Below are 26,754 nucleotides of genomic sequence, written 5' to 3'. Positions count from 1 at the left end.
CCAGCGAAGCTCCAGACGACTTTAGTCTAAATGCGAGTATGAGTATTGATGAGCGTGAAATCTCTTGTTGAAATGCGATATCCAGACCCATTGAATATGGGAATACTATCCCAGTAATAATTCCCTTTTTCATCGTATGCGAGATAGGCATAATTGGTGCTGCCTTTTTCCGCACACTTTATAGGTCATTTATGTTTAGCCCTTCACCCTATGGCTGGATCTCTCAGTATTTTCTTGGTTTCTTTTTTGCGTATGGCGTGTATTTGCCATTTTGGGCGTTGTGGTTTGAAGACCAAGGCGTGTCTGCTGGTGATATTGGCGTATTGATTGGTATCGGCTTTGCGACTCGTTGTGTGGCCAACTTAGTGATTACGCCGCGTATCCATAAAGTGGAACACTTGATGCCAGCGCTACGCTGTTTGAGTTTCGCTGCGCTGCTGTTTGTCGGTTTCCACTTCTTCACCGGTGGCAGCTTTATACTGATGTTGTTGGCAACGGTACTGTTTAACCTCTGTTGTGGGCCGATCATTCCTCTTTCTGATGCGATGGCTAACCATTACAGTCGTTTGAAAATGCTCGACTACGGCCGAACTCGTCTTTGGGGATCAATTGCCTTTATCGCAGGTTCAACGGTTGTTGGCTATTTGGTGGCACAATTCGGCACTGACATGATTTTGTATACTGCGCTTGCCGGTGTGTTGCTGTCATTGATTCTTGCGATGAGAAACCCCAATGTGATGCCAGTAACACAATCTGAGCAACAAGCGGCGCGACCAAAACTAGGTGAACTGCTGCGTGAGTCGTCAGTGGTAAAGTTTTTAGCCTTGATGGCGCTGCTGCAAGGTAGTCATGCGGCTTACTACAGTTTTAGTGCGATTTATTGGAAAGAAGCGGGTCACTCAGAAGCTATCATCGGTTATTTGTGGAGTTTAGGTGTTGTTGCTGAAGTGGCCGTATTTGCTCTGAGTAAGCGATTATTCTCAGGCTGGTCACTGCGTACTTTGTTTGTCGTCGCGGCTATTGGGGTGATGGCGCGTTGGGGTATTACCGCATCAACCACGGCGATTTTTGCACTGGTGATGGTGCAGTTGCTGCACGGTGTGACATTTGCCATGGCACACATCGCCGCGATTCAATACATCCAATCTGAAGAACAAAACAAGATGGTTGCGCTACAAGCCCTGTATAACGCGATTCCATTAGGTGCCTTTATTGCACTGATGACCACCTTAAGTGGTTGGGGTTATGAGCTTTGGGGCGCAAATATCTTCTGGGGCATGGCTGCAATGGGTGCACTTGCTCTGTTCATTAAGTTGGATGAAAGAAGTTCAGTGGTTGAGATTAATCAATCAGATTCGGAACAGTCAGAATCTCACAGCAAATGCTGATAATTAGAGTCTAAAGCACAGAATTTAAGCGATGCGATTGAGTTAATCACCCATCCTTAGTTAAATGAAACCTCTCCCTTATGGAGAGGTTTTTTTATGGATGAAAAAAGGGTTTTCAATGCAAGGATGGATAGTAATTCCAGTCTCTTTAGCCTACTTGGGCGTGTTATTTCTGATCGCTTGGTATGGAGACAGGCAGGTTCGTTGGCTATCGCGTTGGCGCCCGTGGATCTATAGCCTTTCGATTGCCGTGTATTGTACCTCTTGGACCTTCTATGGAACGGTCGGGCAGGCGAGTAACAACCCTTGGTCTTTTTTACCCATTTACCTCGCCCCGATTCTAGTCTTTACACTAGGCTGGCGGATCTTGGCGCGGCTGATCCTGATTGCGAAGCGGGAACATATCACCTCCATTGCCGACTTTATCGCGGCTCGTTATGGAAAATCTCAGGGCTTAGCGGTGGCGGTGACGGTTATCGCCGTGGTTGGTATCCTTCCTTATATTGCTCTGCAACTGCGTGGTATTACCATGGGGTTGGATATTGTTGCACCCAACCTAGCGGCTGACTTCGGTTATCAGGACTATCATGTGTCTTGGTTTGTGGTCGGTGCTTTGGCTATTTTCACCATGCTGTTTGGTACAAGACACATTGATAACACAGAGCATCACCGTGGCATGATGATGGCGGTGGCGTTTGAATCCATCGTTAAGCTCGCGGCATTCCTGATCGTTGGCCTATTCATCATGTATCTGGCGATGAGCAGCGACAAGATCGACTTGCTTGATGTGGCGGCTTCCACCTACGAATCACCCAATATTCCGACCTTAATTATTCATACCGTTTTGACCATGTTGGCGATTGTCTGTCTGCCACGCCAGTTCCATACCATGGTGGTAGAGAACGAACGTCCTCAAGACCTGCATACCGCTCGTTGGTTGTTTCCGCTTTACCTGATTTTGATGGGACTGTTCGTGCTGCCAATTGCTTGGGCAGGACAAGGACTACTTACTGGTATGCCAGCGGATACCTATGTGATCAGTGTGCCAATGTCAGAAGGCGCTAATCACATTGCCTTGCTGGCTTTCCTTGGTGGTACGTCTGCGGCAAGTGGCATGGTGATAGTGTCGACCATCGCCTTGGCGATCATGGTGTCGAATGATTTAGTGATGCCATTGTTACTGCGCCGTATGCGCCTAACTCAAAGAACCCATCGACACTTTTCTGGCCTGCTATTGGTGATTCGCCGCGGGCTAATTTTACTGCTGTTACTGGGTGCTTGGCTGTTTTATCAGGCGCTCGATACCATCCATTCACTGTCAGCGATTGGCTTTCTTTCCTTTGCTGCGATTGCTCAATTCGCGCCAGCACTTATTGGTGGTTTGTACTGGCGCCCGGGTAACCGCAAGGGCGTGTATGTCGGCTTAATGGTGGGCTCGTTGATTTGGCTGATTACCTTGATGAGCCAAACCAGCATGTTGGCTGGCGACAGTGAAAGTAACCTTTTACTGTGGATTATCACGCCGCCAGAACTGCTCAGTAGCTGGAATATCAGCAGTTCAAACTGGGGCATTGTGCTGAGTATTGTACTTAATACCTTGTGCTATGCCGTGGTTTCGATGACGACTCGCCCAAGCCTAAGTGAGCGCTTACAATCAGCAGCATTTGTTGGCACGCCGCTGCCTGAAAACGAGAATATCAGCCTTTACCAGAACCGAGTGACGGTCGCTGAATTAGAGATGCTGGCGTCGCGTTTTGTGGGCCGTAAGCGTGCGAAAAGTGCTTTACACAGCTATTGGCAACAACACGGGCAGCCGCTGCTTCCTAATCAACAAGCGCCTGCGAGTCTGATTCGACACGCAGAGCGCGTGCTCGCCGGTGTATTCGGTGCTTCATCTGCTAAGTTAGTACTTACTTCTGCTTTGCAGGGAAGAAACATGCAGCTTGAAGAAGTCGCGACCATCGTTGATGAAGCCTCGGAGCTGTACGACTTCAGTCGCGGTTTACTGCAAGGCGCGATTGAACATATTGGCCAAGGCATCGCAGTAATCGACAAACAAATGAGGCTGGTTGCATGGAATCAGCGTTACCTAGAATTGTTTGAATTCCCTGCGGGTTTGATTCAGGTTGGGCGACCCATTTCAGACGTGATTCGTCATAATGCCGAGCAAGGGTTGTGTGGCCCAGGTGACCCGGAAGATCACGTTCGCCGCCGTGTTTATCACCTTGAGCAAGGCACTCGACACACCTCTTCTCGTATTCGTCCTGATGGCCGAGTGATTGAGGTGCAAGGTAACCCAATGCCAAGTGGTGGTTTTGTGATGAGCTTTACCGACATCACGGTATTCCGACAAGCAGAGCAAGCGCTAAAAGATGCCAATGAAAGCTTGGAATCGAGAGTGCATGAGCGAACTCAAGAGCTCGAAAAACTGAATCATCGCTTGGTAAAAGCCACGCAGATTTCGGATCAAGAATCACAATCTAAGAGTCGTTTTCTAGCCGCGGTAAGCCACGATTTGATGCAGCCGCTCAATGCCGCACGTCTATTTGCTTCGTCACTGTCTGAGGTGGCAAAAGAGCAAGAGGTGAAGCAATTGTCATCTCACATCGAGAGTGCACTTGGCGCCGCAGAAGATTTGATTGGTGACTTGCTGGATATCTCTCGATTGGAGTCCGGAAAGTTAGAAACCAACATTCACGCGATTGCCGTGCATGACGTATTAACCAATTTGAACGCGGAATTTAGCGCTCTAGCGAGACAACAGAAAATTGAGTTTAAGATGATTCCGTCGTCATTGTTCATTCATTCAGACCCTAAGCTGTTGAGGCGTGTGATTCAGAACTTTTTGACCAATGCGTTCCGCTATAACCCGGAAGGGAAAGTGGTACTGGGTGCGAGAAGAGTGAATGGACAGGTTCGAATTGATGTGTGGGATAATGGAACCGGTATCGATGAAGACAAGCAACAAGAAATCTTTGAAGAGTTTACTCGTGGCAGCCAAGTACGAGCCGATCAAGGATTGGGGTTAGGGCTGGCTATCTCGAAAGGTATTGCTCATGTGCTTGGCCATCAAATTTCGATGCGCTCATGGCCGGGGCAAGGCAGTGTCTTTTCCATCACCTTAGCTAGAGCGGAAAAAGTGGCTCCAGTTGTGCAAGCTTCGACGCCAATGGCGACCAGCGACATCGAACATCTCAAGATATTGTGTGTCGATAATGAACGAGAAATCTTAGTCGGTATGGAAAACCTGATCGGACGTTGGGGCTGTGAGGTTAAGACGGCGGTTGATTTGGTCGAAAGCTTGCAGTGCCTAGATGAGGGTTGGCTACCTGATGTGATTTTCTCTGATTACCGTTTAGATAATGGCAGAACGGGTCTCGAAGTCCTGCAGCAGTGTCGCTTGCGCCTAGGAGACTCTTTTGAAGGGGTCATCATTAGTGCCGATAGAACCGATGACATGTTGGCAGCGATAAAGGCCAACAGCTTTCGCTTTATTGCCAAGCCAGTGAAGCCACTTAAGTTAAGAGCGGTCTTGAATCGAGTGAGCTAGTTTGGGTTAACAGGCTCGGATTAGTACGTTCGTGAGCGGATAGTGAAAAGGCCTCAGATGAGGCCTTTTTTGTCTCTGTTTTTTTTGCGAACGCCGATTCGCTTGTTAATTCAATAACTAACCAGCAATGCCACCTTGTGTCAGTGTGGTTGGATCAAGCAGTTTACTGAGCTCTTCTCGGCTAAGATCGGTTTCTCTTTCTGCGACATCCAGAATTGGTAAGCCTTCTTTGTAAGCTTTCTTGGCAATATCAGCCGCCTTCAAGTAGCCAATCACAGGGTTAAGTGCGGTCACTAGGATTGGGTTCTTTGACAGTGCCAAATCGAGATTGTCTTGGCGTACCGTGAAGGTCGCGATGGCTTTGTCCGCTAAAGCGACTGAGCTGTTTGCCAATAACTCAATACTTTCCAACACGTTATGAGCAATCACTGGCAGCATCACATTAAGTTGGAAGTTACCTGATTGTCCGGCTACGGTAATGGTGGTGTCGTTGCCAATGACTTGCGCCGCCGCCATAGCTGCAGCTTCTGGAATCACAGGATTTACCTTGCCAGGCATGATCGATGAGCCTGGTTGTAGAGCCTGTAATTCAATTTCCCCTAAGCCAGCCAACGGCCCAGAGTTCATCCAGCGAAGATCGTTTGAGATCTTCATGATCGCAACTGCTGCCGTTTTGAGCTGACCTGACAGCGCAACGATCGCGTCTTGACTGCTGAGGCTAAAAAAGAAGTTTTCACTCGAGCTAAAACTGATCTTTGTCGATTGAGACAGGTTACTCGCAAACTTATCGGCAAAGCGTGGGTCAGCATTGATCCCTGTTCCAACCGCAGTACCACCTTGTGCTAAAGCCTTGATAGCGGGCAGGGTGTTCTCTATTGCTTGCTTAGCGTGTTCTATCTGAAATTTCCAACCACCTAGCTCTTGAGCAAAGGTCATTGGCATCGCATCCATTAGATGAGTTCGGCCGGTCTTCACGACCTCCGCAAGTTCCTGTTGTTTGATGGTGAGTGCTTCAGAAAGGTGAGTTAATGCAGGTAATAGCTTATTTTCAGCCATCAAAGCAACGCTCACTTGAATTGCGGTTGGCACCACATCGTTACTGCTTTGGCCCATGTTGACGTGATCATTGGGGTTCACGTCGCCTTGCAAGCTTCTTGAGGCAAGCGTAGCAATCACTTCATTGGCATTCATGTTGGAACTGGTACCTGAACCGGTTTGGTAGACATCGATAGGGAATTGATCGAGGTGTTTACCCTCAATGATCTCTTGGCTGGCTTCGGCTATCGCGTTGGCAATATCACCTTCCAGTAGACCTAACTGAGCATTGGTATCTGCCGCTGCCTGTTTAATTAACGCCAGTGCTTGAATAAAACTTGTCGGCATCTTGTGAGAGCTAAACGCGAAGTTATCCGCTGCACGCTGAGTTTGTGCTTGGTATAGCGCATCGGCAGGGACTTTCACTTCGCCCATGCTGTCTTTTTCAATCCGAAATTGTAGGGTCATGTTCTATCCTTGTTAGCCAAGTGGGGCTTGGACTTGTTTTAGTGTTTGGCTGAGATTCAAAAAACGCGCTTGGCCTTGAGGTTGCTGGCAGTAGTGGCGCTTCAAATAAAATAGTGGTGAGTGAATAGAGTCTAGGCAGATATGACGAAAGGCGAAACTGCGCTGAGGAGACTCAATCGCTTCAATCAAATGAAAGAAAACTTGGCGTAGATACAGCTCGCACAACAAGATGTTTTCTTGAGCGGCATGCTTTTCATAGTAAGCCGAAAGCGTCAGTGCACACTCGATATACTCTCGAATTACAAACGGCTCATGGCCTTGAACTTGTTCTAATGAAGCAAAGCGATCCTGTGCTTTGTAAAATCTCGAATAGAGAACCTGCTGCTCTTTCATCATCATCTGCATCTCTTTATTGGATGTTAATGATAATTATTATCAAATAAAATTTTAAAAACAACCCTTTGTTTATCTTTTTATAAAGTGAGCAGAAAAAGAAAAAGCCGATACACGAAGTATCGGCTTTCTGGAGTCAGTACCTAATCCCTACAATGTAAGTACTGATTCATTTTTTGCTAAACATCTTTGTTTAATGGTCGTGCTTAGTGGTCGTGAGCTTCACCTGCACCTTTCGGGTAACGGATGTTCTCAACCATATCTTGTACATCTTGTGGTACTTCAGCAGTTACTTTATTTACAGCAATCGATACTACGAAGTTTAGACACATACCTAGCGTACCGATGCCTTCTGGGCTGATACCAAACCACCAGTTTTCAGGTGTGCTTGCTGCTGGGTTAATGAACTTGAAGTAGATGATGTAGCTTGCTGTGAAGGCAATACCTGACAACATACCTGCAATTGCGCCTTCCTTGTTCATCTTCTTGTAGAAGATACCTAGGATAATCGCTGGGAAGAAGGATGCTGCGGCTAAGCCGAAGGCAAACGCTACTACCTGTGCTACAAAGCCTGGTGGGTTAATACCTAAGTAACCGGCACCGACAATCGCGACCATGGCTGCCAGACGAGCGGCTAACAGCTCCTGCTTGTCGGTCATGTTTGGTCTGAAGCCTTTCTTCAACAAGTCATGTGAAATCGACGTTGAGATGACCAATAGTAGACCCGCGGCTGTTGATAGTGCGGCTGCTAGGCCACCGGCTGCAAGCAGTGCTACAACCCAGTTTGGTAGTTTCGCTAGCTCTGGAGAAGCCAGTACGATGATGTCACGGTTAATCTTCATCTCGTTGCGCTCATCGCCCGAGTAGAACATTTTGCCATCGCCGTTCTTATCTTCCCAACCTACTAGGCCAGTGCTTTCCCAGTTTTTGTACCAGCTTGGTGCGTCCGCTGCAGCGACACCTTGCATGTCAGGGCCGTTGATTGTTTCGATCATGTTTACACGAGCGAATGCTGCAACGCCTGGTGCTGTTGTGTATAGCAATGAGATGAACAGTAGTGCCCAACCCGCTGAGATACGAGCATCACGTACTTTTGGTACCGTGAAGAAACGAATGATTACGTGTGGAAGACCCGCAGTACCGACCATTAGAGCCGCACAGATGAAGAATACATCTACCATGCTCTTGTTACCTTCGGTATAGGCGGTAAATCCGAGTTCTTCGGTCAGTCCATCCAGTTTATCAAGAAGGTAAACATCTGTGCCTGATAGCGTAGAGCCCATACCAACTTGTGGAAGTGGGTTACCTGTCATCATGATTGAGGTAAAGATTGCTGGAACAAGGAAGGCGAAAATGAGGACACAGAATTGAGCTACCTGCGTATAAGTGATGCCTTTCATGCCACCTAGTACTGCGTAGAAGAACACAATACCCATACCAATGATGATGCCTAGGTTAATATCAACTTCTAGGAAACGAGAGAATACAACGCCCACACCACGCATCTGGCCTGCAACGTACGTAAACGATACGAAGATTGCACAGAATACCGCTACCATACGTGCCGTTTTCGAGTAGTAACGCTCACCGATGAAATCAGGAACCGTAAACTGACCGAACTTACGTAGGTAAGGTGCTAAACATAGCGCAAGTAGTACATAACCACCTGTCCAACCCATTAGGTAAACCGCACCGTCGTAACCAACGAATGAGATGATACCTGCCATTGAGATGAATGATGCTGCCGACATCCAGTCAGCGGCGGTCGCCATGCCGTTTGCTACTGGGTGTACACCACCGCCAGCAACGTAGAACTCACTAGTAGACCCTGCACGAGCCCAGATTGCGATGCCGATATATACCGCGAAAGTAATACCGACGAGAATAAACGTCCAAGTTTGAATATCCATGTTCTAGCCTCTAGTCTTCCTGTACGTTGTATTTTTTGTCGAGCGCATTCATGCGGACAACGTAAATAAATATCAGCGCCACGAAGGTGTATATCGAACCTTGCTGAGCGAACCAAAATCCTAGCTTGAACCCGCCAAACTGAACGGTATTGAGGGCATCCACAAATAAGATGCCAGCGCCGTAAGACACCGCAAACCAGACCGCGAGCAGTGTTCCCATAATTCCCAAGTTTTCCTTCCAGTAGGCTTGAGCATGTTCCGTAGATTCGAACGCCATTGCCTTCTCCTTTATTCCGTTTTCGTAGAAACTGTTTTTGTGAAACCGTTTTGTAAAATAGCGTGTTAACGTAATGTTACGATTTAGAATGTAGCAAGGATAAGTCAAGGGATCTGTGCAACTTTAGTCGGGATGGTATTAGCGCTAATGTACTGAAATATGGGAGCTAGGAGACATAACCATAGAAAAATGTGATGTTACAATGTTGTTAAATTAGCCAAAGGTCTAACAAAAAGGGATGAATTAGACTGCGAGTCATAAAATTTAACAACTAAATGACCGAGAAACGGTATTTAGCCCTGCTTATGACACGAAGCGAAACATAAGTTTGTTATAGTAACAACGGCACTTTCACCGACCGTGCCTTGCTAAACGGCAGAAGATCAACATGCTTATATCTTGAGTTTTATTCTTTGGGGGAACGAATTGGACGCAATAACTATCAACCACTTATTTTTAACTGGTGCGGTGCTCATCGCCATCAGTGTGCTTTTCTCACAAGTGTCCTCACGATTGGGCGTTCCGATTCTTTTGATCTTTTTATTCGTTGGTATGTTAGCGGGTGAAGATGGACCCGGTAATATTCATTTCGATGATTACTCACTGACCTACTTGGTGAGTAACCTTGCGCTTGCCGTGATTCTGTTGGATGGCGGTATGCGAACCAAGGTGGCGAGCTTCAAGGTCGCTTTCTGGCCTTCGCTCTCGCTGGCGACGATAGGTGTCGCATGTACAGCAACCTTAACCGGATTAATGGCGGCTTGGCTGTTTGACTTGTCATTAATGCAGGGCATCTTGGTCGGGGCGATTGTTGGTTCAACCGATGCGGCAGCGGTATTCTCTTTGCTGAAAGGACAGAGTCTCAATGAGCGTGTTGGCTCAACCCTAGAGATCGAATCGGGCACTAACGACCCAATGGCGGTCTTCCTGACGGTGACCTTAATTGCGCTGTTAGGTAACCCTGACGCTGAGATGGGAATGAACTTCCTACTGCAAAGTTTTGCGATGCAGTTTGGTATCGGTACTCTTGTTGGTATTGGCGGCGGCTGGGTTCTATGGAGCTTAATCAATCGAGTACAATTGGCTGATGGCCTTTATTCCATTCTGGTACTCAGTGGGGGCGTGGCGCTGTTTGCGTTCTCTAACATGCTTGGCGGCAGCGGCATCTTATCGATTTACCTAGTGGGCTTGTTCATTGGTAATCGTCCGACGCGCTCTCGACACTCTATTCTTAATGTTCTTGATGGCATGACGTGGCTAAGCCAGATCGTGATGTTCTTGGTATTGGGTTTATTGGTGACGCCATCAACGTTGATGGACATTGCTCTGCCTGCGCTGGCACTGGCCTTCGGTATGATTTTGTTTGCTCGTCCGCTGTCGGTTTGGTTGGGTTTACTGCCGTTCAGAAGCTTTTCCACCAAAGAACGCTGGTTTGTTTCTTGGGTAGGTTTGCGTGGTGCAGTACCAATCATCTTAGCGGTATTCCCGATGATGGCAGGCCTGCCCAATGCTCAGCTGTATTTCAATATCGCCTTCTTCGTGGTTATGGTTTCGCTGATTGTTCAAGGCGGTAGCTTGATGAAAGTTGCAAGACTCGCTCAAGTGACTTTACCACCGACGCCAACACCGATTTCTCGTACCGGTATGGAGATTTATCCGACCAGTGAGTGGGAGATGTTTGTTTACAAATTGAAAGACGAGAAGTGGTGTGTCGGCGAGCCGCTTAAACGCTTATCTATGCCAGAAGGGACGCGCATTGCGGCAGTGTTTCGACAAGATGCCATGCTTCACCCATCAGGCAGCACCGTGTTAGAGGCGAACGATATCTTATGTGTGCTTGGTCAAGACAAAGATTTGGACAGCTTAAGTTCGTTGTTCAGTGAGGCGCCTCTAGCAGAAGAGGCGGCACGATTCTTTGGTGACTTCTTCTTGGATGTTGAGCTATCAGTTGCGGCAGTGAGTGATTGTTATGGTATTGAACTTGGCTCGGAAGAAGAGCGAGAAATGACGCTAAAACAATTGGTTGCTCAAGAGCTTGGCGCACACTCTGTATTGGGTGATAGCTTTGAGTGGCATGACATCACTTGGGTGGTTGCAGAGATAGATGATCATAAAGTCGTCAGGTTGGGTTTATGTTTACCTAAGACGACTTTAGAAGAGGATATCAGTGAAGCTTAATTGTGGACTTCTTGTAGCAAGATAACCGCTTGAGTACGATTTTTCACATCCAGTTTACGGAAGATGGCCGTCATATGTGCTTTGATGGTCGCTTCCGAAACATTCAATTCATACGCGATTTGCTTGTTAAGCAAGCCGTCAGAAAGCATCCCTAATACCTTGTATTGCTGAGGCGTCAGTGTGGAAATCTTTTCTGCAAGGTCGCTACACGCTGCATTATTGGTGATAAGCCCTTCAGGGAAGAACGGGTCGCCATTCAGCACTTGATTCAGTGCACTCACCAACTCACGCATATCACTCGACTTAGGAATAAAGCCAAACGCACCGTGGCTCTTCACCTGAGTGACCACGCTGGCATCTTCACTGGCAGAAACCACCACAATCGGTAGATCTGGGTATTCAGCGCGCAGTTGAATTAAGCCTGACATGCCATTGGCGCCCGGCATTTTCAGATCGAGCAGTAATAGATCCGGCTCGCCTTCTTTCTTTAGCAGAGTCAGTAAGGCATCGAGAGAATCGGCCTCAAGCAGGTTCGCACCACTGATCGCCATATGAACTGACTGAAACAGGGCGTTGCGAAAGAGAGGGTGGTCATCAGCAATGATGATGGTATAGGTCGAGTCCATGACGTTCATACTTTTAACAATTTAGTTAATATTTATTATCATCCTGATTGAGTATGTGGACAATCTCTATGCATTAAAAGTCTGAACCATATCGACTTTTATCCCCGGAATAAGAAAGCGTTACTCTGAATAGCAAAAAAGCCGCACTGCCATCTCGTTACGGAGGGGCGGTGCGGCTTTCGATTCGGCTTATATTTTAGTGAATATTGCCGTTATAGCTGGTGGTTTTGCATGTGTTTTAAGAATACATCAGCAGGCATAAAACCGGTTACACGAGCATTTGGAACATGGTTACCCTCGCCATCCCAGAACTCAATCGTCGGTAAGCCAAGTACCTGTAATTGTTTAAGCAGTTCAATGTCTTGAGGCATGTTTCTCGTTACATCGGCTTGTAGCAGTACAAAGTCAGAAAGCTTGTTTTCCACATCAGCTTGATGGAAGGTGTACTTCTCGAACTCTTTACACGCCACACACCAATCGGCGTAGAAGTCGAGCATCACAGGCTTACCGAGTTTCTTCGCTTCGATGAGCTGGATTTCTAGCTCTTCAACCGTGTTGATGCGTGCAAATTGGATGTGCTGTTGTTCTACCGTTACGCTCTTCTCCGCAAACCAATAGTTCAATGCAGGCTGTGCCGAAGCAAACAAGCCAAGCATCGCGATGATGCCTACCGCACTCTGCTTCCAGCCGCCGAATGGCAGTGCATTCTTGCTATGGTACAGCCAACCAAAGGCGATGAAGCCAAGGCCAGACCAAAGCACGGTTGCCCACAATTCAGGAATGATGCGCTCTAGCAGGAAGATAGGTGCTGCCAGCAAGATAAAGCCGAATACGATCTTCACCTTGTCCATCCAGCTGCCCGCTTTAGGCAATAGCTTATTACCAAATACCGCAACTAAAATCAGCGGAATACCCATACCCATGGCTAATGCATACAGAGCAATCGCACCGGTAAATAGGTCGCCACTCTGAGCCACATACAGCAGCGCGCCTGACAATGGCGCCGTGGTACAAGGTGAACACACCAAGCCAGAGATAGCGCCCATTGCGAATACGCCCAAGGTATTGCCACCTTGCTGCTTATTGCTTTGATTGTTGAGCCAAGTTTGAATGCTGCTTGGCAGTTGCAGGTTATAAACGCCAAACATCGACATTGCCAACGCCACGAACAGAACACTCAGCGCGATCAGCACGTAAGGGTGCTGCATAGCGGCTTGGAACTGCATGCCTGCTGAAGCAACCACTAAACCTAATAAGGTGTAGGTTAACGCCATGCCTTGCACGTAAATAAAGGACAGCATCAGCGCGCGACCTTGGCTGAGTTTGCCACCACCTAAAACGATACCCGTTAGAATCGGATACATAGGCAGCACACACGGCGTAAAGGCTAAACCAACACCGAGTGCTAAGAATAATAGAGGGGTCCACCAACTGTCACCGAGCTTATCGGCTAAGCCTGCTTCTTTTGAAACAGGGGCATTTGGCTGTTGAGTCGTGTTACTTACAACGTCTGCTTTCGGAGATGTTGGTTGCGTAGAAACATCGGTTTCGTTGCCAGCAGAAGATGAAGCTTGTGAGTCACTACCTTGCGAATTAGCAGAATCTGTTGCTGTGAAAGGTTCAATGTCGATGATACGAGTCTCTGGTGGGTAGCAGAACCCTGCGTCCGCACAGCCTTGATACTTAACGATCAGCTGTGAGCCATCTTGGTAACTCTGCAGAGGAACTTGCACGAATAACGGCTGAGTATAAATGCTCACCTCACCGAAGAATTCATCTTGGTGCGGCTTACCATCTTCTAATTCAACATTACCGATAGCGAGATTTTTCCCGGTGAACGAGAGGCTATGTTGATAGAGGTAGTAGCCCTCTTTTACTTGCCAGTCGAGAAGGACTTTGTCGTCTTGCTGGTAGTAATTGAAAGGGAAAGCTTGGTCTACAGGGACAAAACCATTGTTATTGCCTCCGAAGCTTGGCTCGGCGTTGTCGTTCCCAAATAGCGCCCACGCAGGCTGGGTGAATAGGGAAACACAAACAAAAAGTAATGTGGCAAGTCGTCGCATACTATTTAGTCATCAAAATGGAGTTGAAGGTATCTTAACTCAATCAGACCGTAATAGTTTGCTATTAGTTTCATCGGCAAACAAATATCCCCTAAGGCGGGATAGCGATTTTATTGGGTAATCGAGTGGGGAGCTGCAATTCAACTTGAGTGACTTGCCTTTGTAAAAGAGACATTTAAGCTACACCCAAGCGTGCTTTTACTACTTGTTCGCAAGCATCAATATTCATCGTATCTTTTGGAATAATAAGCACGGTATCATTACCGCCAACGGTGCCGATAATCTCAGTATGTGGGTCGATATCGACTAATCTTGCGACTAATTGAGCACAACCTGGATGAGTTTTTACGATGACCATCGCTTGGTTATGAGTGATGAATTCGATTTGCGATGAGATGGATGCATCGACACGAACCGGTGCACTTTCAACCGTGATGCAGTAAACCTTTTTACCGCAAGCATTCTGAATTTTGACAACACCAAGCTGTGACAAAATACGAGATACGGTCGATTGGCTGATACCGGTATAGCCAATATCGACGAGTTTCTCTCGCAGTTGATTTTGGGTCGAGAAGCTTTGTTGTTGTAGTAAGCGTTTGCACGCTGCAGTCAGTGTTTTATCTTCAGCTGAATACAAGCAACCGTGCTCAGTGATTGGGTTCATGAACAACTCCTTAAGGTCAACATGTGGTTATCGCTTGTCCATAGCGCCGAGCGTACTCCCAAAGCCGTAGAGTACGATTGTTAAATAGGGCTTACCGATGAATCCCGAAATAAAGAGGGAAGGTATGCGTGATGTATGATCGTCTACCCATTGAGTCTACCACTAAAGGATAGTTATCTTTTTGAAGGGGATCACCAAATAAAATTCTAGTTAATTGCTTTTATTTTGGAGCTTTATTCTTTTGTTAAATGGATGTTTATTCCAAGTTTGGCATAAATATCCATCGGTATTAGGGTGCTTTGGAGACCGTGATAATGGCGCTAAGGGTTAGCGAATTTCACTCATGATCTCGCGAGAGAATACTTTTTCACAGTAGTGACATTTTAGCTGCACGTTTTCCTGTTTTAGCTGCACTTTAAAGCTGCTTTCGACAGGTTCACCGTGCGAAATACAGTTGCTATTCGGGCAAGAGTAGACACTGTGGATTTGCTCTGGCAGCACAAGGGTTAGCTTATTAACCACTTTATACTCTTCAATCTGATTGACCGTTGCCTGCGGAGCATAAAGAGCCAATTGGTTGGCTTGTTCCTTGGTCAGGAAGATGTTCTCAATCTTGATTAGATCTTTATGGCCAAGTGCCGATGATGGCAGGTTTAAGCCCATAGTGATGCGCTGTTCTGTCTTGTGTAGCTTAAACAGTTTAAGGATTTTGATACCAAGGTGAGCAGGGATGTGGTCAATCACGCTGCCGTTACGGATCGCTTCTACTTGTAGCTGAGTTTGTTTAACCATGACTGTTTCTCCTGCTTATAAAGTGTCGTTAAGAACTAGGGCCAATAGGGCTTCGCGAGCGTATACACCGTTTTCAGCTTGTTCGAAGTAGTAAGCGTGTGGCGTTTTATCAACGTCGGTGGTGATTTCGTCGACGCGTGGCAGCGGGTGAAGTACCTTCATGTTTTGACGAGCGTCTTTCAATGTATCGGCGGTGAGGATGTAAGCCGATTTCATGTGTGCGTATTCCGACGCATCAAAGCGCTCTTTCTGCACGCGAGTCATGTACAGAACATCCAGTTCCGGCACGACTTCTTCAATGCTGCTGTGAGTGCTGTATTGGATGCCCATCTCTTCCAATTCTTCACAGATGTAATCTGGCATCTCTAAGACTTCTGGCGCGATAAAGAAGAAACGCACGTTATTGAATTTCGATAGTGCTTGGGTCAATGAGTGCACGGTACGGCCATATTTTAGGTCGCCGACGAACGCCACATTGAGGTTATCGAGCGTGCCTTGTGTTTCGTAAATCGAGAACAGGTCCAGCAAGGTTTGCGTCGGGTGCTGGTTAGCACCGTCGCCGCCGTTTACTACCGGCACACCGTTAGAAAATTCAGACGCTAAACGTGCTGCCCCTTCTTGTGGGTGACGCATTACAAAGGCATCGACGTAGGATGAAATAACCTGCACTGAATCGGCAAGTGTTTCGCCTTTCTTCGCCAGTGAGGTGTTACCGCCATTATCAAAGCCAATGACCGTGCCACCAAGGCGCTGGACGGCGGTCTCAAATGAAAGGCGAGTTCGAGTTGAAGGCTCAAAGAAGCAGCTCGCAACGACTTTATTTTTCAGCAACTCTGGGTTTGGCTCGGCCTTGAGTCTTGCTGCTGTGTCGACGATAAGCTCCAGTTCATTACGAGTGAGCTCAGGTATGGAGATGATGTGCTTGTTAAATAACGAATGCGCCATAACGGGTCTTCCTTCTATGCATACAGTCAAATTGCGGACAAAAAAAAGCCCCCTAAAAATAGGAGGCTTCGAAACGATCAATAGAGCAAAATAAAAATGACACCACCGCCACTCTTTGGCGTGTAGTTTGACAATCATGTGCGACAGAATTGCAGTTCATTTTTTGCTCTCTTAAGACAAATTGCGGAGGATTATACTCAGATAAAAACGGCATGCAATACTTTCTGTAAAGTATTCATTTAATGGATTTTTATGCGAAATAACCTCTACATTTTGCTTTGATTTAAGCCCTTGTTGAAACAGAAAATCTCAGGGTTTTTGGGGCGATAATGCCCTCAAGTACATGAAAAAAAATGCGGGCTTTATCCAAGGGCTAAATCCCAAGTTCGCCGCCCGCATTTCCCTGTCATTACACTTAACTTGTCAACGTCTCGCGAACAAGTGAGTGCTTAACTTCTTAGTTGTTTCGATTCTTAGCTGTTTAGGTAATTAACTGCCTAGTGTTGCAACCATTACTGCTTTGATGGTGTGCATGCGGTTTTCAGCTTCATCGAACACGATTGAGTATTCAGACTCGACCACTTCGTCCGTCACTTCTACGCCATCTTTAAGCTGCGGATATTCAGCAGCAAGTTGTTTGCCGACGGTTGTATCTTCGCCGTGGAAAGCCGGTAGGCAGTGCATGAATTTCACATGTGGGTTGCCTGTTGCTTTGAGCATTTCCATGTTCACTTGGTAAGGCATCATTAGGTTAATACGCTCAGCCCATGCTTCTTTTGCTTCGCCCATTGATACCCAAACGTCGGTGTACAGGAAGTCACAACCTTGCACGCCTTCTTGAACATCTTCAGTCAGTGTAATTTTGCCACCTGTGTGCTCTGCGATTTCACGACACTGAGCCAATAGTTCTTCTTGTGGCCAGAACTGTTTTGGAGCAACAAGGCGAATGTCCATGCCCATTTTCGCTGCGCCAACCATCAGAGAGTTACCCATGTTGTTGCGAGCATCACCTAGGTAAGCAAAGCTGATTTCATGCAGTTGTTTACCACGGCCGTATTCCGTCATGGTTAGGAAGTCAGCAAGAATTTGTGTAGGGTGGAATTCGTCAGTCAGACCATTCCATACTGGAACTCCAGCGTAAGCGCCTAGCTCTTCAACAATCTCTTGACCGAAGCCGCGGTATTCAATGCCATCGTACATACGGCCAAGAACGCGAGCGGTATCTTTCATTGATTCTTTGTGGCCAATTTGAGAGCCAGATGGGCCTAAGTAAGACACGCGAGCGCCTTGGTCGAATGCCGCTACTTCGAATGCACAGCGAGTACGAGTTGAGGTTTTCTCAAAGATAAGCGCAATGTTTTTGCCAGTTAGTGTTGGCTGTTCGTAACCGTTGTACTTCGCTTTTTTTAGCTCCATAGAAAGATCTAATAAGTGTTGAATTTCGCGTGGAGTGAAATCTAGTAGTTTTAGGAAGTTACGATTGCGTAGGTTAAAAGCCATGATGTATTCCTTCTTAGATTTAGGCGCTTTCTTGTTACAGGGAAAGAAAATTCAAGAAAGCGCGATTCAATTTTTGTGTATTAATTTCAGTTCAAACGGTGATTCAGTTTTCTCGCAAGGTTTGAAAAGCTCGCGAGTAGATTAATCTTTGGTGATGTTGGTGCCCGCCAAGCCTTGCAGGATTTGCAAACCATCTTCGAGTGCACCAATACCGACGACTTTGCCGCCTTGCTGAATGAATTCGCACGATGCTTCAATTTTTGGCCCCATTGAGCCTGCATCAAATTCGAATTGCGCCAGTTCACTTGGTGTGGTGCTGCGCAGTGCGTGTTGAGTCGGTTTGCCCCAATCCAGGTACACAGCGTCTGCATCGGTCAGAATCAGTAGCGCATCCGCATCCAGTTGTTTCGCTAAGAAAGCCGCAGACATGTCTTTGTCGATAACAGCTTCCACACCGACTAATTTGCCGTTCTCTTTTTTCACTGGGATGCCGCCGCCGCCAGTACAGATCACTAGGTGGCCTGCATCGATAAGCTGAGTGATCGCTTCGTGTTCAACAATGCCGGTAGGGCGTGGGCTTGGTACTACACGGCGGAAATGTTGGCCATCGGGTTTTACGATCCAGTGGAATTTCTCCGCCAATTCACGCGCTTCCGCTTCTTCGTAGATCGGGCCAATCGGCTTCGTTGGATCCGCAAACGCAGGATCATTTGGATCAACCGTCATTTGGGTCAACATGCACGAGATGTTGCGGTTAGGCAGGTAGTTCTTGAACTCTTGCATCAACATGTAGCCGATCATGCCTTGAGTCTCACTGCCCAACACATCCAGCGGGTATGGATTGACTTTCTTGTATTCCAAACCTTGCAGAGCAAGTAAGCCAACTTGTGGGCCATTACCGTGTACTAACACCACGTTGTACACTTTTGCGATTTCAGAGATGGTTTTCACCGCCGTTTCAATATTGCGGCGTTGAACATCGGCTTCTAACGGCTCACCGCGACGAAGTAAGGCATTACCGCCGAGTGCAACAACAACAGTTTGCTTAGTCATAATTGTGTTCTCTCATTTTGGCCAAGCTGAGATTATTTAAGATCATTCAACTTGGCCGTTTTCGTCTTAGTGATTAGATACCATCACGCTCAATTGGGCAGCTCATGCAGCGTGCGCCACCGCGACCGCGGCCAAGTTCATCTCCAGGGATAGGAAGAACTGTGATGCCTGCTTTATCGTATTTTTCATTGGTGTAGGTGTTGCCTTCGTAGCCAATCACAACGCCAGGTTTAACCGTTAGAACGTTGTTTGCATCGTTCCACTGCTCACGTTCTGCATGGAAGTTGTCACCACCGGTCGTGATTAGGTTTAGCTTGTCTACGCCAAGTGCTTTTTCGATAGCTGTTACGAAGTAGCCTTCTTCTTTCACTTTCACTGCGCCAGACTCATCACCAGTTAGGTTCCAGCACTGTACGTCTTTACTCACCACTTCAGGGTAAACAGAGAACGTATCTTCGTTCATGTGCGTCATAACGGTGTCTAAGTGCATGCAAGAGCGGTGTTTTGGTAGCTGCATTGCGATAACTTGTTTCGCTTGACCGTGTTTGAATAGGCTAGATGCTAAGTGCTCAACACCTTGTGCTGTTGTACGCTCAGACATACCGATAAGAACCGTACCGCGACCGATTACAAGAACGTCACCGCCTTCAATGGTTGAGTTGTCGTAGCTGATGTTTTCTTCATCGCCGAAGTACTTAATGAAGTCTTGGCCAGCAAATGTTGGGTGCCAGCGGTAAATAGCGCGAACGTGGTTGGTTTCACGTTGACGAGCAGGTTTCGCCATCGGGTTGATGGATACGCCACCGTATACCCAGCAAGATGTGTCACGAGTAAATAGGTGGTTTGGTAGCGGTTCGATAATGAAGTCGGTTGGTGCGTGCATGCCTTGCATCATTGAAGATGATTTCATTGGCATCTCAGCGTAAGACAGACCACCCGTTAGGATTTTTGCTAGTTCTAGGTTTGGTAAGTCGCCCAAGTAGCAGCGCACATCGTTAGCAAAAGTTTTGCCTAAGCGGTAATCAGAAACTTGATGATTCAAAAGCCAATCTTTCGCTTCTGGCACTGCTAGCGTGTCTGCTAGTAGGTCAGTAAGAAGAAGAACTTCAACACCTTGATCACGCAGCGTTTGAGTAAATGCGTCATGCTCTTTACCAGCACGTTCAACAGCCAGTACGTCATCAAATAGTAAATCGTGACAGTTAGAGGGTGTTAGGTGAGTCAGTGCGCGTCTTGGACGGTGAACTAGAACGCGGCGTAATTGACCTATTTCAGAACCTACATAGAACTTACTCATGATCGTCTCTCTCTTATATATTTGAATTACTTTTATCGCTAAGAGTAATTATTTATTTTCAGTTGAGAAGAATGAATTATTTATTCATATCTCTTGTCTGGAATTAATATTACGCCTGCTAGTCAGGTATTCTTAGAGATCTATCACAAATCGTTTTTTATCCCGCAGCCCTTTAAAATTAAGGGTTTTAACAAACTTTATGCACTTTCAGTTATGAATAATACATTCTAAATAGTTAGCAGTTAGGGAACTTTATGCACGCTTTTTTGACGAAACTTACTAGAATCTAATTTACGAGGGATTATATGCAGAATAGTTTTATTGATAAGAGTGTACTTAGCTTGGAAGTATGCAGTGTTTTTATTTAGATATTTAATTTTGGATGTGGAATTAATTGTTTATTAACAAAGTAAATGCGAATAAAGCTGTTGCGATCACATTTTAAAATCGGCTGTTTAAGTGTGTTTTTTGATAGAAAAGGGCATTAATCCTCGTCTGTTTATTAGGCTATTAATTACTTTAAATATAATTAACGCTAATAAGTGACTAACTATTTGTTTAAACATCATGGTTGAAAATAGAGTGTTATTTCATCAAGAAAATTAGATGTTTAAAAGTAGGATTGATTCTTCTATTGCGAGTGCTTTGAGTTTAGTTGAGCTTGGCTACGAACAGAAGAACCTTGAATATCGCGTGTATGGCTTTGAGGAGCTGTTTCAGTGGCAGAGGGTTACATTGAGAGGGAACAATAAAAAAGCCGCTGTGAGAAGCGGCTTTGGATGAGAAAGGAGTGAAGTGCTGTTAGTTAGATCAGCGCACCAATACTCAGTACAACAATGCAGAACACCATCAATATACCGACTAGTGGCATCACCCATTTAACCCAGCGCACGTAAGGGACACGAGCAATCGCCAAACCACCCATCACCACCGCAGAGGTTGGGGTGATTAGGTTCACCAAGCCAGATGCAGATTGGTACGCAGTGATAACCAAGTCACGACCTACGCCAGCAAAGTCGGCCAGTGGTGCCATGATTGGCATGGTCAGTACCGCTAAGCCAGAGGTCGATGGCACTAAGAACGACAGTAGAATCTCTAAGAAGAACATCACGTTAATGAAGATAACCGAAGAAAGCCCCGTTACCATCTGTTCTGCTGAGAAGAGAATGGTATCGGTGATCATACCGCGGTCCATCACCACTACGATACCACGTGCAATACCTATGATGAGAGCAACGCCAAGTAGGTCGCGGGCACCATCAATGAAGCTGGTGGTAAACTCTTCTTCGCTCATGCGAGCCACAATACCAACGATGATGGTTGCTGCTAAGAACATCGCTGAGATCTCAGCCATCCACCATCCAGCAACGGATACACCATAAATCATTACAGCGAACGAGCCACCAAAAATGGTCAGAATCAGTTTGCGAGTCGCGGTGAATTCAAGTTTTTCGCCGCTCGCATTACCTAAGAAGTGCGCTTTGTTCTCTTCGTATTTGTCGTAGACAATTGATGTTGTTGGATCGGCTTGAACCATTCTTGCGTAACGCATTACGTAGGCAACACAAATACCCCAACCAATAATCAACATCGCAATGCGCAACACGATACCGTCTGTAAATGGAATACCAGAGGCGTTGGCAGCGATCACGGTTGCGAATGGGTTAATCGTTGAACCCAGCACCCCAATACCTGCACCAAGCAGTACGGTCGCAGCGGCAACAAGAGGGTCGAAGCGAGCTGCCATCATTACCGGCACTAGCAATGTATAGAAGGGCAGTGATTCTTCCGCCATGCCGTAGACGGTACCACCTGCGGCAAATAGCGCCATCAGTATTGGTATCATCAACTCTTCTCGCCCTTCTAAGCGGGCGGTGACGCGCTCGATACCGGCATCAATGGCACCCGTTTTGGTTACTAGCCCTAAGAAGCCACCAATGATTAAGATGAACAGCGAAACGTCGATAGCCGCCGCTTCATAGCTATTGTGGTCATAGAAGCCGTCAATAGGCGCGAGCAGTACATCAATCACGCCTTGAGGGTTACCTTCTACCGCTTGATAGGTTCCGGTTACGGGTACTTCTCGGCCTAGCTCTTCATTCATTGCACGGTCGTATTGGCCTGCTGGAACAATCCAGGTAAGCAGTGCGACGAACGCAATCAGAATAAATAGAATGGTGTAGGCAGAAGGGAATTTAAAGTTGGCAAAGAAGCCGCCCTTTTTTTTCTCGCTTGGTATCGTTTGAGTTGTCATGGCTATCTCCTTACATCATCTTAAATAGAAGTGATGTGAATTAGCGACTAATGATTTATAGATTGTAAATACACGGACACTTATAAAGCACTCAACGATATAAAGTTGCTGACTTTAAATTAAGGTTGTTTTTATATTTACTAATCCAAATGAAGTTAGATTTAATTTAGCTGCGGTTATTTTATTCCTTACTCCGGTATTTAAGTTTGGTGCTGTTCACAAAAATAATGGCTAATGAAAGGGCTAAAAAATGGCAGAAAATCGTCAAGGTTTTTTGGTTAGTTAGCTTGGATTAATATTCGTTGTGGATTAACTGGAAGTGGAAGGAGATTGATTTGGTAGGTGTTGTTTATGATTAGGCAGAATAATCTTGGAATTTTATTCAAACTTTATTTTTAGGCGGTTTTTAAAGTTTATAATGGTTATTTGATGCGTATCAAATAACACATTGAGCAGAAAACAAAAAAGGAAGCCGAAGCTTCCTTTTAAATGTTCAATCACCAGCGAATGTTAGATAAACAGACCGCCGAATGCGAAGCCGAGTGCTACCGCAGTACTGATTGTTACCACACCTGGAATGAAGAATGGGTGGTTGAATACGTAGTTACCGATACGCGTTGAGCCTGTGTCATCCATCTCAACCGCTGCTAGTAGCGTAGGGTAAGTTGGAAGTACGAACAGCGCACTTACCGCAGCAAAAGAAGCAACGGCTGTTAGTGGTGCTACGCCAATCGCTAGTGCTGCAGGCATCAGTGCAACTGTTGTTGCGCCTTGAGAGTAAAGCAGCATAGAAGCGAAGAACAGAACAAGAGCCAGCATCCATGGGTAGTCAGCCAGTAGAGCGCCTGCTACGTCTTTGATTTCAGCAACGTGTGCGTTTACAAACGTTGAACCTAACCAAGCCACACCAAGTACACATACACATGCCGTCATACCAGAACGGAACGTTGGTGCTGAAGAAATCTTCGCTGCATCAATCTTAGTGAACATCACGATAGCCGCTGCTGCTGCCAGCATTACAGACATGATCGCTTCGTTACGACCTAGCGCCGGGTTTTCAATTAGGCCAACAGAGCTAGAGATAGCCGCTGCGTAACAAACCACGAAACCAATTGCAGCTAGGAAGATGTACGTTGCTTTCTTCGCTGTAGGTAGAATTTCGCGTTTCTCTTCTGTTGCTAGCTTGATTAGACCTTTCTCTAGACGTTCTTGATAAACAGGATCGTCTTTCAATTCGCTACCCATGTAGTTAGCAACAACCGCACCAACCATACAAGCGATGAAGGTTGTTGGGATACAAACCATCAATAGCGTTAGGTAATCAACACCAAATGGTGCCAACATTGCTGCGAAAGCCACAACTGCAGCCGAGATTGGCGAAGCTGTGATAGCAATTTGAGAAGCGACAACTGCGATAGACAGTGGACGAGAAGGACGAACACCTTGGCCTTTTGCTACTTCTGCAATAACAGGCAACGTAGAGAATGCTGTGTGACCAGTACCCGCCATTAGTGTCATTACAAAGGTCACAATCGGCGCGTAAAAGGTGATGCGTTCAGGGTGTTTACGCAAAAAGTTTTCGGCAATTTGTACCAACCAGTCCATACCGCCAGCAACTTGCATTGCAGCAATTGCGGTGATAACTGACATGATGATCAAGATTACGTCGATCGGGATGAAAGATTGGCTTGTTGGAACGCCAAGAATAAGTGAAAGGGCAATAACACCAGCACCACCGGCAAAACCAATACCGATACCGCCAATTCTGGCCCCCAAAAAGATAAAGAGCAGGACGACAAACAGTTCTACTGCAATCATAAGTAACACCTCATTTAGATTTTATTATGTGAACATTCGCCGCTGGAATGTTCACATAATAGTTCTATGGTTTAGATTCAATTTGGCAAAAGCGCAACCAACGGAAATCCACAAAATAATCATGGTTAACCGTATTGGAGCCTAAAAAAGGGCTCCGTTTGGAACCCTTTCTCGCTAACTTTATTCGTAGCGCTTCGCTTTATACTGAGGATGCATCAAATTTTCAACAGAGAAAATGTCATCAAGTTCTTCTTCGGTTAATAAACCGCGCTCTAGAACCACATCACGAACGCTCTTACCTGTCTCAGCACAGATCTTACCAACAATGTCACCCTCGTGGTGGCCAATGTATGGGTTTAGGTAAGTGACGATACCGATAGAGTTAAATACGTGTGATTCACATACTTCTTTGTTCACCGTAATGCCGTCTACACACTTGTCGCGTAGGTTCACACAAGCGTTTGTTAGGATGTCTAGAGACTCAAACATGCTTTGTGCAATAACAGGTTCCATTACGTTCAGTTGAAGTTGACCACCTTCCGCAGCGAAAGAAACCGTGTTGTCGTTACCTAGAACTTTGAAGCAAACTTGGTTTACTACTTCAGGTACAACTGGGTTTACTTTAGCAGGCATGATTGAAGAACCTGCTTGCAGTTCAGGTAGGTTTAGCTCGTTCAAACCAGTACGTGGACCTGAAGAAAGTAGACGCAAGTCGTTACAGATCTTAGATAGCTTAACTGCTAGACGCTTAAGTGCGCCGTGCGTCATTACGTATGCGCCACAGTCAGACGTTGCTTCGATTAAATCTTCAGCCGCTACACACTCTAGGCCTGTTACTTCTGCTAGGTGTTTCACTGCTAGGCCTTGGTAACCCGGTGCTGCGTTCAGACCTGTACCGATAGCCGTTGCGCCTAGGTTTACTTCAAGCAGTAGTTTTGAAGTGTATTCTAGGTTTTTGATTTCTTCATTGATGGTTACAGCCCAAGCGTGGAACTCTTGGCCAACCGTCATTGGAACTGCGTCTTGAAGCTGAGTACGACCCATCTTCAAAATCGTGTTGAATTCTTGGCTCTTAAGCTCGAATGCACCTTTTAGGTATTCGATCGCATCAATCAGTTTACGAACGCTGTTGTAAACAGAGATACGGAAGCCAGTTGGGTAAGCACAGTTTGTAGATTGGCTGCGGTTTACATGGTCGTTCGGGTTGATGAACTCGTATTGGCCTTTTTCTTTGCCCATAAGTTCAAGAGCCACGTTCGCAACAACTTCGTTTGCGTTCATGTTTACAGAAGTACCAGCACCACCTTGGAAAACGTCCGATGGGAACTGATCCATGCACTTACCCGTGTCTAGAATTAGGTCACAAGCTTGGATGATGTATTTAGCCACTTCGCTTGGAATTACACCTAACTCTTTGTTTGCTAAAGCCGCTGCTTTCTTAGTCATCACCATACCGCGAACGAATTCAGGTACATCTGAGATCGTTACATTTGAGATGTTGAAGTTTTCAACTGCGCGTAGAGTGTGGATGCCGTAGTAAGCATCAGCCGGAACATGACGTTGACCTAATAGATCTTCTTCGAGACGAGTAGCTTGAGGAGCTTCAACTTGAGCTTCTGATTGAGTAGCCATAACAGGATCCTTAGAGAATTATTCTGATTATATAGTTAGTTATTAGCCTATTCTGTGTGCAAATACTCCGTTCGCTAGAATATTGGGCTGATAAATCCGTCCTGACTTATGTGGCACATGATACTGTACTTAGCGCATAAAAATATTAAGTGGATCACCTTTTTCGGTTTTGTTTCGTCAATATTTTGCAAAGTTATTCTTGGTCAATAAACACGCTTATTTACAGGATAAATTTGAGATTGTTAGGGCTTTCAGCGTAAACTGCAAGTAACAAAGGAGGGCGTGTGTTTCCTATCTTATTATTACTATTTATCTTCGTACCCATCATTGAGATTGGGCTATTTATTCAAGTTGGTGGCTTCTTAGGATTGTGGCCAACTATTGCGTTGGTTTTGATCACTGCATTTGTGGGTGCATCGCTGGTTCGTAGCCAAGGCATTCAGACACTTATGTCTGTGCAAGGTCGTTTGCAACAAGGCGAAATGCCAGCACAACAGATTCTTGAAGGCGTGATGCTTGCAGTTGCCGGTGTATTGCTGCTGACTCCGGGTTTTATGACGGACGCACTCGGTATGTTGGTATTATTGCCAGCACCAAGAGCGATGATTGCCAAGAAAATGATGGAAAAAATGGTGGTGACCAACATGTCTGGTGGTTTCCATGCCGGTGGACAAGCTGGTTTTGGCCAGAGCCCATTTGGACAAGACCCATTCAATCGCGATCCATCTGACCAATCAAAAGACGGCAACACCTTTGAAGGTGAGTTTGAGAAGAAAGACGACGACAACGATCGTAACCGCTTAAACTAATTAATTTTTTCTCTCTTTATATAGAGGGAAAACAGAAAAGGCTCTTACCTTTATCCTTCGCAAGAAAGTGATAATGGTAAGAGCCTTTTTTATGGTTCATCG

The 26,754-nt window shown here is 46.2% G+C and carries 19 protein-coding genes; 4 read left to right on the top strand and 15 right to left on the bottom strand.

All coding sequences use genetic code 11. The features are described 5' to 3' along the window. The first annotated feature begins 191 nt into the window (after positions 1 to 191). Together AB4329_RS18815 and AB4329_RS18810 are read left to right on the top strand one after the other, a co-directional pair. Positions 192 to 1,388, top strand: coding sequence for a 3-phenylpropionate MFS transporter (locus AB4329_RS18815; protein ID WP_017062710.1), 1,197 nt, complete (start codon positions 192 to 194; stop codon positions 1,386 to 1,388). 118 nt (positions 1,389 to 1,506) lie between these two features. After that, positions 1,507 to 4,938, top strand: coding sequence for a PAS domain-containing hybrid sensor histidine kinase/response regulator (locus AB4329_RS18810; protein WP_136974344.1), 3,432 nt, complete (start codon positions 1,507 to 1,509; stop codon positions 4,936 to 4,938). 117 nt (positions 4,939 to 5,055) lie between these two features. Here AB4329_RS18810 and AB4329_RS18805 read toward each other — a convergent pair whose 3' ends face one another. The 4 genes from AB4329_RS18805 to AB4329_RS18790 all read right to left on the bottom strand — a co-directional run bounded on the left by AB4329_RS18805 (position 5,056) and on the right by AB4329_RS18790 (position 9,021). Continuing rightward, entirely contained in the window at positions 5,056 to 6,441 is a 1,386-nt protein-coding gene (locus tag AB4329_RS18805; RefSeq protein ID WP_017062713.1) for a lyase family protein, read from the bottom strand. A gap of 12 nt (positions 6,442 to 6,453) precedes the next feature. Next, positions 6,454 to 6,840 carry a hypothetical protein gene (locus tag AB4329_RS18800; protein WP_017068852.1) on the bottom strand — a complete coding sequence of 129 codons (387 nt, stop codon included), beginning with the start codon at positions 6,838 to 6,840 and terminating at the stop codon, positions 6,454 to 6,456. A 200-nt stretch (positions 6,841 to 7,040) separates the two neighbouring features. Continuing rightward, entirely contained in the window at positions 7,041 to 8,744 is a 1,704-nt protein-coding gene (locus AB4329_RS18795) for a sodium:solute symporter family protein (RefSeq protein ID WP_017062715.1), read from the bottom strand. Positions 8,745 to 8,754: 10 nt separating this feature from the next. Continuing rightward, positions 8,755 to 9,021 carry a DUF4212 domain-containing protein gene (locus AB4329_RS18790; RefSeq protein ID WP_010435433.1) on the bottom strand — a complete coding sequence of 89 codons (267 nt, stop codon included), beginning with the start codon at positions 9,019 to 9,021 and terminating at the stop codon, positions 8,755 to 8,757. Between the two features lie 426 nt (positions 9,022 to 9,447). Here AB4329_RS18790 and AB4329_RS18785 point away from each other — a divergent pair, with 426 nt between their 5' ends. Next, entirely contained in the window at positions 9,448 to 11,199 is a 1,752-nt protein-coding gene (locus tag AB4329_RS18785; protein WP_136979831.1) for a potassium/proton antiporter, read from the top strand. On the opposite strand, the gene AB4329_RS18780 is transcribed toward AB4329_RS18785, so the two are convergent. The 11 genes from AB4329_RS18780 to aspA form a co-directional block, all read right to left on the bottom strand. After that, positions 11,196 to 11,825: a response regulator transcription factor gene (locus tag AB4329_RS18780; RefSeq protein WP_017062717.1), complete on the bottom strand. Its 630-nt coding sequence runs from the start codon at positions 11,823 to 11,825 to the stop codon at positions 11,196 to 11,198. The two genes, AB4329_RS18785 and AB4329_RS18780, sit on opposite strands and share 4 nt — an antisense overlap. Positions 11,826 to 12,037: 212 nt before the next feature. Then, a complete protein-coding gene (locus AB4329_RS18775) occupies positions 12,038 to 13,888 on the bottom strand; it encodes a protein-disulfide reductase DsbD (RefSeq protein WP_372139003.1) in 1,851 nt (616 codons plus the stop codon). 175 nt (positions 13,889 to 14,063) lie between these two features. Next, positions 14,064 to 14,552 carry an arginine repressor gene (locus AB4329_RS18770; RefSeq protein WP_017063664.1) on the bottom strand — a complete coding sequence of 163 codons (489 nt, stop codon included), beginning with the start codon at positions 14,550 to 14,552 and terminating at the stop codon, positions 14,064 to 14,066. A gap of 327 nt (positions 14,553 to 14,879) precedes the next feature. Continuing rightward, a complete protein-coding gene (gene pyrI / locus AB4329_RS18765) occupies positions 14,880 to 15,344 on the bottom strand; it encodes an aspartate carbamoyltransferase regulatory subunit (protein WP_017062720.1) in 465 nt (154 codons plus the stop codon). A gap of 15 nt (positions 15,345 to 15,359) precedes the next feature. Continuing rightward, the gene (gene pyrB / locus AB4329_RS18760) at positions 15,360 to 16,289 is read right to left on the bottom strand and encodes an aspartate carbamoyltransferase (protein WP_017062721.1); all 930 of its coding nucleotides are present in this window, start codon (positions 16,287 to 16,289) and stop codon (positions 15,360 to 15,362) included. Positions 16,290 to 16,778: 489 nt separating this feature from the next. Then, complete coding sequence (locus tag AB4329_RS18755; RefSeq protein ID WP_017062722.1) at positions 16,779 to 17,789, bottom strand: ornithine carbamoyltransferase; 1,011 nt, start codon at positions 17,787 to 17,789, stop codon at positions 16,779 to 16,781. A 141-nt stretch (positions 17,790 to 17,930) separates the two neighbouring features. Next, the gene (arcC, locus tag AB4329_RS18750; protein WP_019821541.1) at positions 17,931 to 18,842 is read right to left on the bottom strand and encodes a carbamate kinase; all 912 of its coding nucleotides are present in this window, start codon (positions 18,840 to 18,842) and stop codon (positions 17,931 to 17,933) included. 73 nt (positions 18,843 to 18,915) lie between these two features. After that, positions 18,916 to 20,139: an arginine deiminase gene (arcA, locus tag AB4329_RS18745; protein WP_017062724.1), complete on the bottom strand. Its 1,224-nt coding sequence runs from the start codon at positions 20,137 to 20,139 to the stop codon at positions 18,916 to 18,918. An 805-nt stretch (positions 20,140 to 20,944) separates the two neighbouring features. Further along, positions 20,945 to 22,393, bottom strand: coding sequence for a YfcC family protein (locus AB4329_RS18740; RefSeq protein WP_017062726.1), 1,449 nt, complete (start codon positions 22,391 to 22,393; stop codon positions 20,945 to 20,947). A 510-nt stretch (positions 22,394 to 22,903) separates the two neighbouring features. Further along, positions 22,904 to 24,211, bottom strand: a complete 1,308-nt coding sequence (locus AB4329_RS18735; protein WP_017061168.1) for an anaerobic C4-dicarboxylate transporter — start codon at positions 24,209 to 24,211, stop codon at positions 22,904 to 22,906. 180 nt (positions 24,212 to 24,391) lie between these two features. Then, positions 24,392 to 25,843: an aspartate ammonia-lyase gene (gene aspA, locus AB4329_RS18730; protein ID WP_019821539.1), complete on the bottom strand. Its 1,452-nt coding sequence runs from the start codon at positions 25,841 to 25,843 to the stop codon at positions 24,392 to 24,394. A gap of 284 nt (positions 25,844 to 26,127) precedes the next feature. On the opposite strand from aspA, the gene AB4329_RS18725 reads away from it, so the two are divergent. After that, positions 26,128 to 26,652 (top strand): FxsA family protein, encoded by a 525-nt coding sequence (locus AB4329_RS18725; RefSeq protein ID WP_012604974.1) that lies wholly within the window; start codon positions 26,128 to 26,130, stop codon positions 26,650 to 26,652. Positions 26,653 to 26,754 lie beyond the last annotated feature (102 nt).

It is taken from the genome of Vibrio sp. 10N.261.54.A5 (genome assembly GCF_041471145.1).
Taxonomy (GTDB): domain Bacteria; phylum Pseudomonadota; class Gammaproteobacteria; order Enterobacterales; family Vibrionaceae; genus Vibrio; species Vibrio crassostreae_C.
The sequence above is the reverse complement of the archived record's forward strand: the minus strand, read 5'-3'. Positions and strand labels throughout refer to the sequence as shown.